Origin of the sequence: Syntrophomonas wolfei subsp. methylbutyratica (assembly GCF_001570625.1) — a bacterium.
In the GTDB taxonomy this organism is placed as follows: Bacteria; Bacillota; Syntrophomonadia; order Syntrophomonadales; family Syntrophomonadaceae; genus Syntrophomonas; species Syntrophomonas methylbutyratica.
Window position 1 is genome coordinate 12,824 of record NZ_BBQT01000026.1, and the last position, 15,686, is coordinate 28,509.

15 protein-coding genes, 2 pseudogenes and 1 other annotated feature are annotated in these 15,686 nt (G+C 47.2%); of the genes and pseudogenes, 11 read left to right on the forward strand and 6 right to left on the reverse strand.

Annotation, left to right across the window (positions count from 1 at the left end; translation table 11 throughout):
• Positions 1 to 139 precede the first annotated feature (139 nt).
• The gene (locus tag AWB54_RS14030) at positions 140 to 967 is read left to right on the forward strand and encodes an MBL fold metallo-hydrolase (RefSeq protein WP_061215228.1); all 828 of its coding nucleotides are present in this window, start codon (positions 140 to 142) and stop codon (positions 965 to 967) included.
• The gene (locus AWB54_RS16610; RefSeq protein ID WP_061215229.1) at positions 964 to 2,493 is read left to right on the forward strand and encodes an HD domain-containing phosphohydrolase; all 1,530 of its coding nucleotides are present in this window, start codon (positions 964 to 966) and stop codon (positions 2,491 to 2,493) included. Before AWB54_RS14030 ends, AWB54_RS16610 begins: the two co-directional genes overlap by 4 nt.
• Positions 2,494 to 2,664: 171 nt before the next feature.
• On the opposite strand, the gene AWB54_RS14040 is transcribed toward AWB54_RS16610, so the two are convergent.
• The 4 genes from AWB54_RS14040 to AWB54_RS14055 all read right to left on the reverse strand — a co-directional run bounded on the left by AWB54_RS14040 (position 2,665) and on the right by AWB54_RS14055 (position 5,512).
• Positions 2,665 to 3,624 (reverse strand): GGDEF domain-containing protein, encoded by a 960-nt coding sequence (locus tag AWB54_RS14040; protein ID WP_061215230.1) that lies wholly within the window; start codon positions 3,622 to 3,624, stop codon positions 2,665 to 2,667.
• Positions 3,617 to 4,258, reverse strand: coding sequence for a hypothetical protein (locus AWB54_RS14045; protein WP_061215231.1), 642 nt, complete (start codon positions 4,256 to 4,258; stop codon positions 3,617 to 3,619). The genes AWB54_RS14040 and AWB54_RS14045 overlap by 8 nt, the downstream gene beginning before the upstream one ends.
• Positions 4,251 to 4,622: a response regulator transcription factor gene (locus tag AWB54_RS14050; protein ID WP_061215232.1), complete on the reverse strand. Its 372-nt coding sequence runs from the start codon at positions 4,620 to 4,622 to the stop codon at positions 4,251 to 4,253. The genes AWB54_RS14045 and AWB54_RS14050 overlap by 8 nt, the downstream gene beginning before the upstream one ends.
• Before the next feature lie 359 nt (positions 4,623 to 4,981).
• Positions 4,982 to 5,512 (reverse strand): macro domain-containing protein, encoded by a 531-nt coding sequence (locus AWB54_RS14055; RefSeq protein ID WP_061215233.1) that lies wholly within the window; start codon positions 5,510 to 5,512, stop codon positions 4,982 to 4,984.
• A gap of 429 nt (positions 5,513 to 5,941) precedes the next feature.
• Between AWB54_RS14055 and AWB54_RS14060 the strand changes: the two genes are divergently transcribed.
• From AWB54_RS14060 to AWB54_RS14070, 3 genes are all read left to right on the forward strand, one after another.
• The gene (locus AWB54_RS14060; RefSeq protein WP_061215243.1) at positions 5,942 to 7,057 is read left to right on the forward strand and encodes a TRAP transporter substrate-binding protein; all 1,116 of its coding nucleotides are present in this window, start codon (positions 5,942 to 5,944) and stop codon (positions 7,055 to 7,057) included.
• Positions 7,058 to 7,196: 139 nt separating this feature from the next.
• Complete coding sequence (locus AWB54_RS14065) at positions 7,197 to 7,685, forward strand: TRAP transporter small permease (protein ID WP_061215234.1); 489 nt, start codon at positions 7,197 to 7,199, stop codon at positions 7,683 to 7,685.
• On the forward strand, positions 7,682 to 8,995 hold the full coding sequence (locus AWB54_RS14070; RefSeq protein WP_061215235.1) for a TRAP transporter large permease: 1,314 nt from the start codon (positions 7,682 to 7,684) through the stop codon (positions 8,993 to 8,995). Before AWB54_RS14065 ends, AWB54_RS14070 begins: the two co-directional genes overlap by 4 nt.
• A gap of 393 nt (positions 8,996 to 9,388) precedes the next feature.
• Here the strand turns inward: AWB54_RS14070 and AWB54_RS14075 are convergent, their stop codons facing one another.
• Positions 9,389 to 9,850, reverse strand: a complete 462-nt coding sequence (locus AWB54_RS14075) for a PaaI family thioesterase (protein WP_061215236.1) — start codon at positions 9,848 to 9,850, stop codon at positions 9,389 to 9,391.
• A 129-nt stretch (positions 9,851 to 9,979) separates the two neighbouring features.
• Positions 9,980 to 10,228: a binding site (T-box leader), on the forward strand.
• Between the two features lie 102 nt (positions 10,229 to 10,330).
• On the opposite strand from AWB54_RS14075, the gene AWB54_RS14080 reads away from it, so the two are divergent.
• Complete coding sequence (locus AWB54_RS14080; RefSeq protein WP_061215237.1) at positions 10,331 to 10,573, forward strand: hypothetical protein; 243 nt, start codon at positions 10,331 to 10,333, stop codon at positions 10,571 to 10,573.
• Positions 10,574 to 11,050: 477 nt separating this feature from the next.
• On the opposite strand, the pseudogene AWB54_RS14085 reads toward AWB54_RS14080, so the two are convergent.
• A pseudogene (locus AWB54_RS14085) lies at positions 11,051 to 11,824 on the reverse strand (ABC transporter substrate-binding protein); the annotation flags it as partial.
• Between the two features lie 2 nt (positions 11,825 to 11,826).
• Here AWB54_RS14085 and AWB54_RS14090 point away from each other — a divergent pair.
• From AWB54_RS14090 to AWB54_RS14115, 5 genes and pseudogenes are all read left to right on the forward strand, one after another.
• Positions 11,827 to 12,618: pseudogene (locus tag AWB54_RS14090) on the forward strand (ABC transporter permease); the annotation flags it as partial.
• Complete coding sequence (locus tag AWB54_RS14095) at positions 12,618 to 13,412, forward strand: ABC transporter ATP-binding protein (protein WP_061215238.1); 795 nt, start codon at positions 12,618 to 12,620, stop codon at positions 13,410 to 13,412. The pseudogene AWB54_RS14090 and the gene AWB54_RS14095, both read left to right, overlap by 1 nt.
• Before the next feature lie 504 nt (positions 13,413 to 13,916).
• Complete coding sequence (locus tag AWB54_RS14105; protein ID WP_061215240.1) at positions 13,917 to 14,594, forward strand: YetF domain-containing protein; 678 nt, start codon at positions 13,917 to 13,919, stop codon at positions 14,592 to 14,594.
• A gap of 85 nt (positions 14,595 to 14,679) precedes the next feature.
• Positions 14,680 to 15,060, forward strand: coding sequence for a DUF4363 family protein (locus tag AWB54_RS14110; protein ID WP_061215241.1), 381 nt, complete (start codon positions 14,680 to 14,682; stop codon positions 15,058 to 15,060).
• Between the two features lie 264 nt (positions 15,061 to 15,324).
• Positions 15,325 to 15,546: a DUF3892 domain-containing protein gene (locus AWB54_RS14115; RefSeq protein WP_061215242.1), complete on the forward strand. Its 222-nt coding sequence runs from the start codon at positions 15,325 to 15,327 to the stop codon at positions 15,544 to 15,546.
• The last annotated feature ends 140 nt before the right edge of the window (positions 15,547 to 15,686 follow it).

The following is a 15,686-nucleotide window of genomic DNA, read 5'->3' on the forward strand; positions in this document are numbered from 1 at the left end:
TTCTTGTGTTATTATCGTTTTGTAATGAAATTTTTACCTTGGAAGCAAGATCGGCATTGCTTCAGGCTATTTCTCGCTACTAACATTTTAGCTTCCAGAAATCCTAAAATACCAGGCTGCGGGAGGAGGTTTTGGGGAAATGGCAAAAAGAAATTTTGAGGTTACTTTTTGGGGGGTCCGAGGTTCACTTCCGGTACCGGGTCCCCATACTATTAAGTATGGCGGGAATACTTCCTGTGTGCAGGTACAGATTGACCAGCGGCTCTTTATTTTGGACGCCGGTACCGGGATTTATCACCTGGGACAGCACTTACTGAAAAGCCAAAGCCCCATAAGCGGGGAAATCTTCATTTCCCATACCCACTGGGATCATATACAAGGCTTCCCCTTTTTTGCCCCGGCTTTCATAAAGGGGAATCGCTTCATTCTCTATGGCCAGAGCAAGGTAAACTCAACTTTCGCCGATTTAATGAAAGGTCAAATGATTTACCAGCATTTCCCGGTAAGCCTGGAGGGAATGGGAGCTCGTATTGAATTTCATGAATTGGACAATGGTAGTGAAATGGATCTAGGGGAGCAGATACGGCTACGCACGGTACATACCAACCATCCCAATGGCAGCCTGGCTTACCGCTTGGATTACGATGGCCGCTCCTGCTGTTACATAACTGATACAGAACACTACTCCTGTGTAGACCCGCATCTGAAAGCTTTTTGTGAAGAGACCGACCTGATGATATATGATAGCAACTACACCGATGAAGAGTATCCCCGTTTTCTCGGCTACGGCCATTCTACCTGGCAGGAAGGCATCAAACTGGCTCAAGCTGCCGGGGCTAAGAAACTGGTACTTTTCCACCATGATAAAGCTCGCAGTGATGAAGAAATGGAAAAAATAGAAAAAGAGGCACAAAGATGTTTTCCCAACTGTATTGCCGCTCGTGAAGGATTGGTGATTGCTCTTTGAGAAGTTATACCCCCGAAATTCTGGAACAAATTGAGGACATAATCAATATTGGCATTGCTCTATCAGCAGAAAAAGACAAAAACCGTCTTCTGGAGATGATTGTTAGCGAAGCCCGGAGGATTACCAACGCTGATGCCGGAACCCTTTATCTCTGTGAAAACGACTGCTTGAGCTTCAAGATTATGCAAAATGAATCCATGAACAGCTTTTTGGGGGGTCGAGGAGAAAAAATCAACATCCCCCCCGTTCCTTTGAAGATGGAAAATGTATCCGCATATGCCGCCATTAGCCATAAGAGCGTGAATATCCCCAATGTATACCAGGCGGAGGAGTTCGATTTTTCCGGTCCCAAGAAATACGATGAGAGTACTGGTTACCGTACTCTTTCCATGCTGGTTATTCCCCTGGAGAATCATGAAGCAGAAGTAATAGGGGTATTGCAGTTGATAAATGCCCGTGATGAAAATGGGAAACTGATTCCTTTCGCTCCCTACTTCGAAAATGTAATTACTTCACTGGCTTCACAGGCGGCTATAGCTATAAGTAATATGCAGCTTGTAGCCGATATAGAAGAGCTCTTTAATTCTTTTGTTCAGGTGATGGCAACCGCGATTGATGCCCGAACTCCTTATAATGCCAACCATACCCGCCGCGTGGCCCTGCTGGCCGGGGAAATGGCCCGAGCCGTCAACCGGCAGAGCCAGGAATACTGGGCCGGAGTATCGTTCAGTGAAGAGCAAATAGCCCAACTGGAAATGGCCGGCTGGCTGCACGATATAGGCAAGATCACCACCCCTCTGGAGGTAATGAACAAATCAACCCGCATCGAACACCAGCTGGAGCTGGTTTTGCTGCGCTTTGATTATATTTTATCCAGCAGTGAAGCCGAATACCTCAAAGAAAAACAAGCCCTTCTGGCTATTAATAGCAATAATAGCCGGGAGCAACTGGAACAACTGGAAAGAGCCTGGGAGGATAAGCAATGCTATATAAAGGAAAGCCGCGAATTCATAATTAAGGTTGATCACCCCTCCACTTTTGTTGACCGGAAAATAGTGGAGAAGCTAAAGGAAATAGCAGTTCAAAGTTATAGGGATGGTTCCGGGAAGCTGCAGCCCTGGCTACGGGAGAACGAACTCAAGTGTCTCTGTGTTGCCAAAGGTACCCTGACCGAGCAGGAGCGGAAAATCATGGAAGAACACGTGGTGGTAACGGGCAAAATGTTGGAGAAAATACCCTTTACCAAGAAATTGCAGGATGTCCCTTTTTTCGCCTCCATCCATCACGAACACCTTAATGGAAAGGGTTATCCCCGGGGACTCAGCGGGGAGCAAATCCCCCTGGAAGGCCGCATCCTGGCCCTGGTAGATGTATTCGATGCCCTAACCGCTTCCGACCGGCCTTATAAGAAGGCCCTGCCCCTTGAGCAGGCTTTAAAAATCCTGGGCTTTATGGTAAAGGATGGGGAGCTGGACGGAGATTTATTGCAGTTGTTGGTTGAACAGCGGGTTTGGGAAAAAATCTAGATTTAAGCGAGTGCTGATATGGCTTTTAAGCATAGGAAGAATCTGCGGAGCAGTTTCAACATAGTGCTGCAACAAGGCGGGGATTAGAACCCATCGCCTGTTTGGTTAGTAATAAAAGTAAGGGGTAAGGAGTATGGGTTAAGTGTCAAAAGGACCTTCCCCTTGACACCCTTATATACTGGAATTATAGAAGTGATAATCATTTTTTTCGCTGTTCTTTACCTGGTACATGGCTAAATCCGCTTTGTTGATGAGATTGCGGCTATCCTTGGCATCTTTGGGGTAAAGGCTGATACCGATACTTGCTGTCAGGTATATTTCTAAGCCCCAGAACATAAAAGGATAAGCCAGAGCCGCAAGTATTTTTTCGGCAATAGTAGCAGCATCTGCTTCGCCTTTTATCTGGGGAAATATTAACAGAAACTCATCACCACCCAAACGTGCCAGGGTATCACTTTCCCGCAACAATTCCCTCAGCCTTTCCGCTACCGCCTGCAACAATAGGTCACCCGCCTCGTGTCCATAGCTGTCATTGACCTCCTTAAATCCATCCAAATCAAGAAAGGCCACGGCCAGCATCTCCTTATTGCGTTGCGCCATGCTGATGGCATTATCCAGGCGGTCATAAAATAAATAACGATTTGGCAGTCCCGTAAGAGCATCATGAAAGGCCTTAAAGCGGTTTATCTTTTCTGCCGCCCGAACCTGTTCGTACTCATTGTCTATTTCTTTTATCATATGCTTAAGCTGCTTAACCCGGCTGTAATGACCGGTCAGGTCGGAAATCTGCAGCAATATATATTCTTCATCATCACAGTAGAGCGGTTCTACCAGTAGATTCTGGCGCACATCCTTTCGTATATCCCCCGCCGGAGCAATAAAGCAATGGTGCAAAGCACCGGATAAAAACCGGCTTTGCTGGTGAAAAAGAGCCCCTTGAAAAGCATCGAGACATGGTTTACGGGATAAGTCGGGAAAGAGCTGAGGCAGCTTCTGACCAATAGTTTCGTCTTGACTTTTTCCCGTATATTGTTCCAACCAGGCATTCCAAAAAAATATTTTCAGGTCTTTATCCAGTATTATTATTCCCTGGTTTACCTTATCCAGAGCCAAATAAGCCAATTTAAACATCTTGTCCCTCCAGCAGGGCATCTATTTTTTGGAGCAAACAGGAAACGGAGTTCAGGTTCAAGGCAATCATGATAACACCCTGAACCTGTATCTCAGCCACGGTAAAAGTAGTATGCAATATCAGAATATAAACCCCATCTTTGAGAAAAAGCCTTTGATCTGATTCCGTAACATCAATAAGCTCTACTTCCGGTACGGTGAACACCACCCGGGTCTCCAGCAAATTGCCGAATTCTCCTATTACCGCATTTAGAATAAGATTGCTGATTTCTTTCAGAACATCAAAGTCGGTGTCCAGAAAACGCGGCGGCACTGCATCCCCCTCTTCCAGCAGCAGTTGCTCTCCTGTGCAGGCATTAACCAATAGTTTAGCCTGCTGTACTGGAAAAACCAGAAATGCCTTGCCCCGAAAATCCTGCCCGAAGCTTATATAAGAAGATACTATATGCCCCGGTGAGAAGATTTCCGGCAATGGCAGGCCACCCTGTTCCATTTCCGCTTCGGGAATCAACTCCACCCGCGGTACTGATAATAAGATCCTTAGTCCCACCATTTCCGAAAGGAGATTGGCCGCATATCCCACATAAACATTTACTAATTCAGTAAGGACATCCTTCTGCAGGGGATTAAGCATAAGACCCCTCCTTGAGCAAAGCCAGCAGTTCCCCAGCCTTTTCATTGTTCAAGGGCTTGTTGAAAAAAGCTAACGCTCCCATTTTTTCAATTTCCCTCCGGGTGGCCTTCTGGATATCCGCCGATATTACAATAACCTTAACCTGAGGGTTACTTTCTTTTAGCACCTGTAAAAACTCCTGCCCGTTCATTTCCGGCATTAACAAGTCGGTGATTACGAATTCAGGCCTCTCTTGCTCATACAGGGCATAAGCATCCCGGCCATTGTTAGCCGTTAAGAGCACCGCTTCCGGAAGATAGTTATGAAAAAGCTTTTTCAAAAATCCCTGGAAAAACTGGGAATCATCAACTATGAGTATTTTCACAACAACCACCCCCATAATTCCCTCTATTTCCCATTGCTGCAGGTCATAAGACCGAAGTCATATTATTTAACTTTAGCATTATTTTTTTCTTTATTCCACTGCCAAAGCCATATGACTATACTAGTATAAGCAAATCATAGCATAATAACAAATGTAGTGTATTTTATTAAATTGCTTTCCTGGAACTTTAATAACGGTTGAGCTATAGCCATAATTCTGGCCATAGCCAGTTCAAGTTCAAGTGGCCCGCAAAAAGAAATAGGCCTATTATACTAAATATTATAGGCCTATTGGCTGATACTAGCAAATTCGCTTTTGATTCTACAAAAAAATAGAGAAAGCACATTGCTCCCTTATTCTCATTCTGCCTGACAGGCTTCCAATACCTGCAGATGCAGTTCATAAGCCGGGCGGTCAAAGAGAACAATGCGAATTTTCTTGATATGTTTTAATGCGGGTATGGCCTCTATTATGGTCTTAAACATCACCTGCGCGGCTTCCCGCATCGGATAAGCGTACACCCCGGTAGATATGGCGGGAAAAGCAATGGAGTCGACTTGCCTTTTTTCCGCCAGGCGCAGGGCATTGCGATAACAACTGGCCAGGAGTTCTTCCTCGGGCTTATGCACCCCGTATACCGGTCCCACACAATGAATAACAAAGCGATTGGGCAAACGATAGGCCCCGGTAATAACCGCCTGGCCCGGACCTATAGGGGCCAGGGCGGAGCTTTCTTTCTTTAATTCCGGGCCCGCTGCCCGGTGTATGGCCCCATCAACCCCGCCGCCACCCCGCAGGCTGGAATTAGCCGCATTTACAATAACTGCCAGGTCTTCCTGGCGGGTAATATCCCCCTGGACAACTTGAATTTCCACACTTGATATCTTCATTTTCTTCCCTCCAGGTAAATATCTCAATAATGGTTCCAGCCTCCGCTATGGTTATTGAATAAAAAACTACCAGCTTCTACCTATATTTATATCATATTTAAAGCACAAGAATAGAAAAAATCATATTGTCGCCTGTGGTCAAATAGTTTATAATGGATGTAATCATATCCCAATAGATTTTTAGTTCATAATCTAATGGTAATATATTTTAAGTAGTGGGGCAAAGAGAGTTATGTATTTCTCTTAAAGCCCGGAAGTATGGTTAAGAACGGTAAAAAGGTAGGAAGGTTAGGACGGTAGGCAAAGAGGTGCGGCTTTGTTTTCCTGCGGCGTATTTGCGACATATGCAGGGATAAGAATTGCCGGCACATCTTAAAGCTCCTACGGGAGTTTTTTTTATTGCCCAAAAAACAAAGGGGAGGAAATGAAGTGAAAAAAGCAAGATTTGTTGGGGGGAAAAGAAGCTGGCGCCCGGGAAAGATACTCTTGTCGTTATTATTGGTAATTGCGCTGCTGGCTGTTGGCGGCTGCGGGAAAACAAGCCCAACAAGCACTACCTCCAAAGAGGCTCCCAAGAAAAGCCAAACTCAAACGATTGAGCTGCGCCTGGCTCATTTCTGGCCCAGCACTCATCCCGCTGAAGTCGAACTGGTACAGCCCTGGGCCAAAGCCATCGAAGAGGCTACCGGGGGTCAGGTGAAGATCGTCAGCTATCCCAACCAAACCCTCTTGCAAGCTGATTCTATTTATGATGGCGTGCTAAACGGAATAGCCGACATCGGTATTTCCTGTTTTTCCTATACCCGCAATGGCTTCCCGGTTCTGGAGGTTTTCGAACTGCCCGGAATTACTTACGAAAGCTCCCGGGTGGCCAGCACCGTAGCCTGGGAAGGGATAAAGGAATTGAACCCCAAGGAAGTACAGGATACCAAACTGATGATGGTTCTTACCACCGGCCCTGGTGATATCTACTCCAAAGTACCGGTAAGAAATCTACAGGATCTTAAGGGTTTGGAAATAAGGGCTACCGGTTTAAGCGCCAAAACTCTGCAGGCTCTGGGTGCAACCCCGGTCGCCATGCCCCAGTCAGATGCCTATGAATCCTTGTCCAAAGGAGTGGTAAAGGCCAACCTGGGTCCGGTGGAAGTATTGAAAGGCTGGAGACAGGCGGAAGTCACCCAATACTTGACCCAGACCCCTTTTCTTTATAATACTTTATTCTTTGTCACCATGAACCTGGACAAATGGAACTCTTTGGATCCGGAAACCCAGAAAGCCATAGAAAAAGTCAATGAGAAATTCTTTAAGGAAGTGGCCGCAGGACTCTGGGATAAACAAAACGACGAAGCCCTGAAATGGGCGGTGGATGAAAAAGGTATGGAATTAATCCAGCTGCCGGCGGATGAAGCCCAGCGTTGGATAGATTTGGTCAAACCCATTCAAGATGATTTCGTTAAGAGGATGGATAAACAGGGTTTTGAAGGTGCCAAGATTTTGAATACCGCCAAGACCTTGGCGGATAAATATAATAAGGAATTTAAGTAAAGCCTGACTCTGCTGCTAAAAAAACCCTTTTGTTGCATAAGGCTTGCATAAATACACAAAGCGAGCGTTGGCGAGCGGTATATTTATACAGCCCAAGGGGATAAGAGATTATTACCGACTTGTAGGGAGGAAGTACGGAATGGCCAAAAAATATAACGGTTTTGTCGCCGGTTTGAGCCAGTTTTTAGATCAGATTGCTGGATTAAGCCTGGTAGCAGTAATGCTGGTAGTGGTGGGTAACGTATTAATGCGGGCGCTATTTAAGCACCCCATTCTGGGAACCTATGATTATGTCGGCTTTCTAACGGCAACAGCCATTGGACTGGCCCTGGCCCATTGTGCTCTGCAAAATGCCCACATAGCCGTTGATTTTGTAGTAGAGCGTCTCCCCCATAAAACCCGTGCGCTCATTGATACTGCCACCAATTCGGTAGCTATAACTTTTTGGGGTTTTGCCTTATGGAACCTGGCTATTTACGCGGGAACCATGAAAACCAACGGCATTGTCGCCGCCACCAGCCAGTTGCCGGTCTCGCCCTTCATATACCTGGTGGCCTTTGGTCTTTTCAGCCTTTGCCTGGTTTTGCTAAGCCATCTGGGTGAGTCTTTGAGAAGGGTAGCAAGATGAACCCATTCGGCCTTGGAGTGCTGGGGATAATTGTTTTTTTGGTCCTGCTCATGCTGCGCATGCCCATAGCTTACGCTATGGCCCTGGTGGGTTTTACCGGCTTCGCCCTGCTTTCTTCAGCTTCAGCGTCATTCAGCATGGTAGCCAAGGAAATATTCAATACTTTTTCCTCTTATTCGCTGAGCGTTATCGCTATGTTCGTGTGGATGGGTTTCCTGGCCTTTTATTCCGGAATCGGCACCCGTCTTTATGTCTTTGCCTATAAACTAATGGGGCATCTTCCCGGCGGTTTGGCTGTAGCCACCCAACTGGCCTGTGGAATATTTGGAGCCATTTGCGGTTCCAATACGGCCACTGCAGCTACCATGGGGGCCATTGCCCTGCCCGAGATGAAAAAGTACCAGTACGATACCTCGCTGGCCACGGCCAGTATTGCCGCCGGCGGGGTTTTGGGGGTTTTGATTCCCCCCAGCGTTATTTTTATCGTTTATGGCATGGCTACGGAGCAGTCCATAGGAGAACTCTTTATGGCCGGCATCATACCTGGAATCCTGCTTATGCTGGCCTATATAGCGGCTATTTTATTTCTCACTCTGCGCAACCCCGCCCTGGGACCAGCAGGCCCCAGAGCAAGCTGGAAAGAGAGAGCCTCCTCCCTGCGGGGTGGATTATTTGAAGTACTGGTAGTCTTTGCCCTCTCCATCGGCGGTCTTTTTGCCGGCTGGTTTACGCCTACTGAAGCCGGTGCCGTAGGAGCCGCCGGGGTGCTGGCGGTATCCCTGCTGGGAAGGCATCTGGACTGGACCGGATTTAAAAAATCCCTTTATGATACTACCCGAACCACCGCCATGATAATGTTGATGATTGCCGGAGCCATGATCTTTGGCCGCTTTATGGCCATCAGCCGGATTCCTTTTGAGCTGGCTAACTGGGCCGGCAGCTTGCCCCTGCCCCCTTTTGCCATCGTAGGAGTCATTCTGCTTATTTATCTGGTACTGGGTTGCTTTATTGACGCCCTGGCCTTGATTTTGCTTACTATCCCCATTTTTTATCCGGTGGTGGTAAAAACCCTGGGTTATGATCCCATCTGGTTCGGAGTAATAGTGGTTATGGTAGTAGCCATGGGGGTTATCACCCCTCCGGTGGGGATGAATGTCTACATAATAAAAGGAGTAGCTCCTGATGTTCCCCTGGAAGATATATTCCGGGGAATATGGCCTTTTCTTCTGGCCATAATATTTTCTCTGATTATATTGATAGCCTTTCCTTCCATCGCTACCTTTTTGCCGCAGCTCTTGCATGGAGTTTAATCATATGCATAAGTTTTCTTGCTTCCGGAGATTATATAAAAAACTCCGGGAGGCGAAAAGATGGAGGCTGGCGTTAGGAATAAGCTCCAGGGTCGTATTTGAAGAACCCGAATAGACGATGTTATGGCTCAGGTAAGTATGTGAATGGGCAACATCGAGATCACGTCCGTGATGACGCGAGAATCTTTTGAAGAAGCCGGTTTTAATGAAGGTGATGCGGTTACAGCCCTGGTAAAAGCTATCAATGTAGTTTTCGTAAAGTAAGAAGCCCGGCTCAAAGAGGTCATCTTCCTAAAAGATGGCCTCTTTTCATGTTAAAATTGCTTCTTAACCCTGGTCTGCCCCCATGTAACAGATCCCTTTGCCTGTTCTCTCCGGGGTATCAGATTATAACTACCCCTCATCGCTTAATTCGCGGGTATATTCCGGCATTTCCCCCAGTTTCAGAGGGCTTCGCATAAAGTTGCCCGTACCACAAGCGGCCAGTTTTCCTTCCGGGTCATAGAGATTGGCATCAGCCACCAAGCGATTCCTAGCCTGGTGCTTTACTATTCCTATCGACTTGATTACCCCGGCGCCAACCGGACGCAAAAGATTCACATTAAATGATACCGTGTATACCATATAATCTTTAATAATTGAATTTACCGCAAAAAAGGCGGCATCATCCAACAGCTTGAAATAGACTGAGCCATGCATGGCCCCGGCTCCATGAAAGTGTTTCTCCATTACCTCCGTAGTTATAATAGCCTGCTCCCGGCTAATCTTGATGGTATTATTATGATAAAGCTGCCGGTTGTAGGGAGCACTCAAATACATCCGTTCCAATCGCATGAAGTGCTGTTGATAATTCATAAACTCTGCCTCCTGCTATAATGTCATAATTTGTTCCTTATATTATTCTATCATTAATGATGGAACAAATCGCTTGCTCTACTCCCACGAACAGCCTTGACAATTTTCCGCCTTCTGTTTTATTATTTTGATAAACCGATGATGAGGGAGTAAAACCATAAACCAGCCTGACAGAGAGCCGGGGAGGGTGGAAGCCCGGCAGGACAGGAATGGACAAATGGGCCTTTGAGGGTGGGGTGAAAGGGTCGATGCCTTAGTAGCTTCCAACGCCAGCCTGCGTTAACGGGCAAGGGGTGTGCTGGCACCCTGTAGGAGAGGATGCCTTTATTTTGGGCGTCAATTAAGGTGGTACCGCAGGTTATGACACCTGTCCTTGGCCAAGGACAGGTGTTTGTTTTTTCTCATGCCCCTTCTTTTTACCGGTAGAATTATGGCACTGCCGGACCAGCAAAGAAAATAATTATTGAGGGAGGAATTGTTGTGAGGAAGTCGCTGCCCAGGTTACTACTGTTACCCGTCCTGCTTTTATTAGTCTTTTCCCTGGCGGGCTGTGCCCAGGAAAAGGAGAAAACTCCACCTAAAACAGCGGAAGAAACGGAAATGAAAACTATCGGTATTGTTCAGATTGTGGAACATCCCTCGCTAAACACTATCCGGGAGTCCTTGGTAAAACAATTGGCAGAAAAGATGGCGCTCCCCTTAAGCTTACTCACTCCAATGTAATTTATGATGACCGTTGATTCCACTGCAAAAAGTAATAATTATGCATTAGCTTGCATAAATATTCCGCTCCAGCGTCCTTAATAGCGACCGCAGGGAGCATCAGTTGTGCCCGACAGGGCGCTACGCATGGGCAACACCAACGGCTTGTCTCGCGGCTCAAGGGGTAGCGCGCCAATCTCCCGTCCATAGGAGGCAACCTTAATAGTGACACCCGTAGGGTGGAACACTAGGCGTACCCGAAGGGTGAGACGCTCTCGCGACATCCTGTCGCTCGCCCCCTTTCGCCTGCTCGTCTTCGCCGGTGCAACCTTAATAGTGACATCCGAAGGATGGAACATCAGGAGTACCCGAAGGGTGAAGCATCCATGCTTCGCCAACGCTCGCTTTGCATATTTATGCAACCCCATGCAACAAAAAGGGTTTTTTGCAGTAGAGTCACCGTTTAATTATACCCAAAAGCCGACTGAACCGCTATGCTTACTTATCGAAGACCTGAACCGCTTCCTTCATTACATCAGCGGGGATATCAATTCCGATGGCTTTGGCAGTGGCTTGATTAAGATAGATGTCCATATCTGTCATGGACTTGACCGGGATATCCCCGGCCTTTTTACCATTCAGGATATCCACCGCCATGTTGGCGGTTTCCTGGCCCAGTACCGGGTAGTTGATGCCATAAGTGGCCAGTCCCCCGTCTTTTACCATGGAGTCGGCCCCTACATATACCGGCATTTTAGCCTTGTTGGCCACCTGGGCTACCAGCGGCATGGCTGAAGCTACCGTATTGTCGATGGGGGAGAATACAGCGTCAACTTTACCAATCAGAGAGCTAACCGCCTGCTGCACCTCCGAGGAGTTGGTTACGGTTGCGTCTACAACAGTCATCCCGTTTTGGGCGGCATAGTCTTTTAAATTATTGACCACAGCTATGGAATTGGTTTCACTGGAATTGTATAAAGCCCCCACCTTTTTAATGTTGGGGGTGATGCGTTTTGCCAATTCCATAATCTTTTCCGCGGATACCGCATCAGAAGTACCGGTTACATTGCCCCCCGGTTTCTCCATCTTGCTTACCAGTCCGGAGCCCACCGGGTCGGTGCAGGCGGAGAAAACGATGGGAATTTCCCTGGTCTCACCTACGGCGGCCTGAGCCGATGGAGTGGCTATGGCTACGATCAAGTCGTATTTCTGGTGGGCAAATTTCTGACATATGGTCTTAAGATTGGTCTGGTCACCCTGGGCATTTTGATAATGTCCTGGGAGCAGCCGTATCCGCTACGCTTTGCAGCGGCGGGCACCCTTTGGTCGGCCTGGCCCTGGCTTTTGCCGCCGGTTGTTTGGCGGGTTCAGTAACCGCTTTGCTGCATACCAAGCTGAACATACAACCCCTGTTATCGGGAATACTGGTTATGCTAGGCCTCTATTCCATTAATCTAAGAGTAATGGATGGCCGGGCCAATATCCCCTTGCTCAATAAGGCTACCGTTTTCAGCCTGCTTCAGGGAACTCCCCTGGAGGAGTCGGCTGCATTACTTATCCCTACGATAATACTGTTATCCATGCTAGTATTGTTATTTTTATTCTTAAAGACCCAGTTTGGTTTTGTACTCCGGGCCACCGGCGACAACGACCAGATGGTTCGAGCCCTGGGCGTCAACACCGACCGGGTTATCTTGATAGGACTGGCCCTCTCTAACGCTCTGGTAGCTTTATCCGGTTCCCTGATTGCCCAGTACCAATCCTTTGCCGATATCAGCATGGGTATAGGCATGGTAATCATAGGCCTGGCCTCAGTAATCATTGGCGAGGTTATATTCGGTACTACACCGCTGCTGCGCCGGCTTGTGGCCGTCATACTTGGAGCCGTGCTTTACCGCCTGGTCATAGCTTTGGCTCTGGAACTGGGAATGGCCCCCACCGATCTGAAATTAATTTCCGCCCTTATCGTTACTTTGGCTCTATCCATGCCGAGCATCAAGGCCTACCTGATTGCCTGGAAAAAGAAACATTCTTCTCCATATAGTCGAAAGGGGGGTCAGGCTTGATGCTGATAATTGAAAGTTTAAGCAAGACCTTTAACCCGGGGAGCATTAACGAGAAACTGGCTTTGGATAATATTACTCTCTCCCTCCAGCCCGGAGAATTTTTAAGTATTATAGGCGGAAACGGTGCGGGAAAATCTACCCTTTTAAACTGTATTTCCGGGGTATACCCCATGGACCAGGGACGTATAATTCTGGACTCCATGGACATTTCCTATCGCCCGGAATACCAGCGCTCCCGCTATATTGGCCGGGTGTTTCAGGACCCTATGCTGGGCACCGCCTTTGACATGACCATTGAGGAAAACCTGGCCATTGCCTACGCCCGTGGCAAATCACGGGGACTTAAACCCGGAATACGTAAAGCAGAGGCCAAGCTGTTCCAGGAGCACCTGGCTCGTTTGGAACTGGGCCTGGAAGACCGGATGAAGCAAAAGGTAGGCTTGCTTTCGGGAGGGCAACGCCAGGCTCTGACCCTTTTGATGGCAACCATAGTGGAACCCAGGCTGCTTTTACTGGATGAGCATACCGCCGCCCTGGATCCGGCTATAGCCCAGAGGGTTTTGCAGCTCACACGGGAAATCGTATCCCGCTATCACCTTACCACCATTATGGTAACCCATAATATGAAAGCTGCTCTGGAATACGGCAACCGCACCATAATGATGCATGAGGGCAGGATTATCCTGAACCTGCAGGGAGCGGAAAGAGAAGAAATGACGGTAGAGAAACTGGTGCAGCTCTTTGGCCTGAAAAGCGGAGCTGAACTGGACAACGACCGCCTCTTATTGATTTAATCCGGAAGCAGTACAGGGGTTGCTCAAATTGCGCTCTGCAAATTAACAAGAAAATATCCGGAAATCTAATAACACCAGTAACAGACCAAGTTATTTCTGAGCTTAAGCAGTTCCCGAAAGATGAACGGGAGCAGACGACATTCAATAGTTTATCAAATTCACAAACCGGTGGTATTTTCCGAAAATATGTATATAATAATAAGTGAGAGGTTTTCAAGCGGCAACTTGAAAACCCCTCAGGCCACCTTTCACCCCCTCTCCCGATATCTGCACCAGGAATCGAGGGTCTTCGCCAACAACCAATATAATTCTAACATAACGGCTTATCAAAATAGATAGGCGGTTTTTGAATGCGAAAAATATACGACCTGATACTCCGGAAGGGCTAAAACCTTTTTTTCTGTCCGTTTTCGCAAAACTCTTGGCCAAAGTATATATTGCAGCTTTAATGCAAACTACTAAATACAGCTTTAAAGAGCTTATAATTTCTAAAGGGGAAAGGCCATGGTCCTGGTAATTATCCGCACCTTAATATTATTTACAGTCACTGTTATATTCCTGCGCTTGATGGGGAAAAGACAGATTGGGCAATTACAGCCTTTTGAATTGGTAATTATCATAATGATTTCTGAACTGGCCGCCATCCCCATGGAAAATACCGGCATCCCCCTGCTGAGCGGATTAATTCCCATCTTTGTTCTCTTTACCGCCCAGGTTACCTTATCTTATTTATCTTTGCGCAGTGAAAAGGCCCGGGGAATTATCTGCGGCAAACCCAGTATTTTGATTGAAAACTCACAGATCGTGGAAGATGAGTTGAGAAGAATACGCTACAACATCAACGATTTGCTGGAACAGCTGCGTTCCAAGAATGTAGCTGATATAGCTGATGTGGAATATGCTATTTTGGAAACCAGCGGTCAACTCAGTGTGATTCTTAAATCAGAGAAAAGGCCGGTGAAACCGGAAGATATGGATTTGCCGGTAAAATACGACGGCCTTCCCATAACCCTGGTGATAGACGGACAGGTCATTAATGAAAATATTAAGAAAATGAATTATAACGAGGAATGGCTGCAGCAAAAGCTAAATGAATCAGGCATCAAGAGTATAAAAGATGTACTCTTTGCCAGCCTTGACCCGGACGGTACGCTCTACTTTCAGCTCAAGAAAGGAGTTTAACAAAGACTCCTGATAACTTTTTTAACACTTTCTTGAATAGGGACAAGCGGTGAGTTTTGGCCGATAGAAAAGGAGAGACCTGAACATGAGATTACTGGCCAGTTTATTGGCTATTCTGCTGGTAGTGCTGGCAGCGGGTTTTTGGACCAACCATTCCCTGCAGCAATCGACCAAAGATCTGAGCCGGCAGATTGAACGGGTCAGCCAGGAAATCAAACAGGAACAATGGGAGGCCGCCCACAAGCAGAACCGGCAGCTGGAAAGAACCTGGCAGGAAAAAGCCCGGTGGTGGCCCATTATTCTTGATCACCAGGAGATTGATAATATCGAGTTTTCTCTGGCCAAAATCAAGGAATATGTAGCCAGTCACGATCTACCCCTGGCACTGGGGCAGCTTTCCGAACTCAAGCTTATGATCGAGCACATCCCGCGCAAAGAAGCGGTAAACCTGGAGAATATTCTTTAGTAAGAAAAGTGAGGAGTGAGGGGTAAGGTGTGAGGAGTTTAATTTATTTCCTACTACATCTTACTATCAAGCGCTACTAACTCACTTTTCGTTGGTAGTTGTAGCCCTCACCCTACGGGTAGTCGTGGTGTTCCACCCTGCGGGTGTCACTATTAAGGTTGCGCCATGAGGTTAGAAGTTAAGGCTAAGAAAAAAGGTTCCAGAGATGGGAGCCATACCACAGTCTAAAGACTTCCCTGAGGGACGAATGAAGGAGGTAACAAAGTGCTGGGAATTACCAGTATAAATAGAAATCACCGGGGCGAGATAGTAAATATCGAATTGAGTGATGGACGCAGGATAAGCCTGGAAGAATTGTTCCAGGAAGTTGAGCAAGATAATGTGGGTGGGGCTTATATTGCCACTGATGCCAATGGGGAAAAACACCTGCACTTGAGCCGTGATGGTGATACTGATGAAGACCGGGACTGTCTTTCTCTGATTTGAGAGGCTTAAATACTTGACTCTACTGCAAAAACCCCTTTTGTTGCATGAGGGTTGCATAAATATACAAAGCGAGCGTTGGCGAAGCATGGATGCAACACCCGGCGAAGGCGAGCAGGCGAAAGGGGGCGAGCGACAGGACG

What these genes read in the sequence shown, in the direction of transcription:
- AWB54_RS14030 (WP_061215228.1), top strand. Translation starts at nt 140, where the DNA reads ATGGCAAAAAGAAATTTTGAGGTTACTTTTTGGGGGGTCCGAGGTTCA.
- AWB54_RS14040 (WP_061215230.1), bottom strand. Translation starts at nt 3,624, where the DNA reads ATGTTTAAATTGGCTTATTTGGCTCTGGATAAGGTAAACCAGGGAATA.
- AWB54_RS14045 (WP_061215231.1), bottom strand. Translation starts at nt 4,258, where the DNA reads ATGCTTAATCCCCTGCAGAAGGATGTCCTTACTGAATTAGTAAATGTT.
- AWB54_RS14055 (WP_061215233.1), bottom strand. Translation starts at nt 5,512, where the DNA reads ATGAAGATATCAAGTGTGGAAATTCAAGTTGTCCAGGGGGATATTACC.
- AWB54_RS14065 (WP_061215234.1), top strand. Translation starts at nt 7,197, where the DNA reads ATGGCCAAAAAATATAACGGTTTTGTCGCCGGTTTGAGCCAGTTTTTA.
- AWB54_RS14070 (WP_061215235.1), top strand. Translation starts at nt 7,682, where the DNA reads ATGAACCCATTCGGCCTTGGAGTGCTGGGGATAATTGTTTTTTTGGTC.
- AWB54_RS14075 (WP_061215236.1), bottom strand. Translation starts at nt 9,850, where the DNA reads ATGAATTATCAACAGCACTTCATGCGATTGGAACGGATGTATTTGAGT.
- AWB54_RS14095 (WP_061215238.1), top strand. Translation starts at nt 12,618, where the DNA reads ATGCTGATAATTGAAAGTTTAAGCAAGACCTTTAACCCGGGGAGCATT.
- AWB54_RS14105 (WP_061215240.1), top strand. Translation starts at nt 13,917, where the DNA reads ATGGTCCTGGTAATTATCCGCACCTTAATATTATTTACAGTCACTGTT.
- AWB54_RS14110 (WP_061215241.1), top strand. Translation starts at nt 14,680, where the DNA reads ATGAGATTACTGGCCAGTTTATTGGCTATTCTGCTGGTAGTGCTGGCA.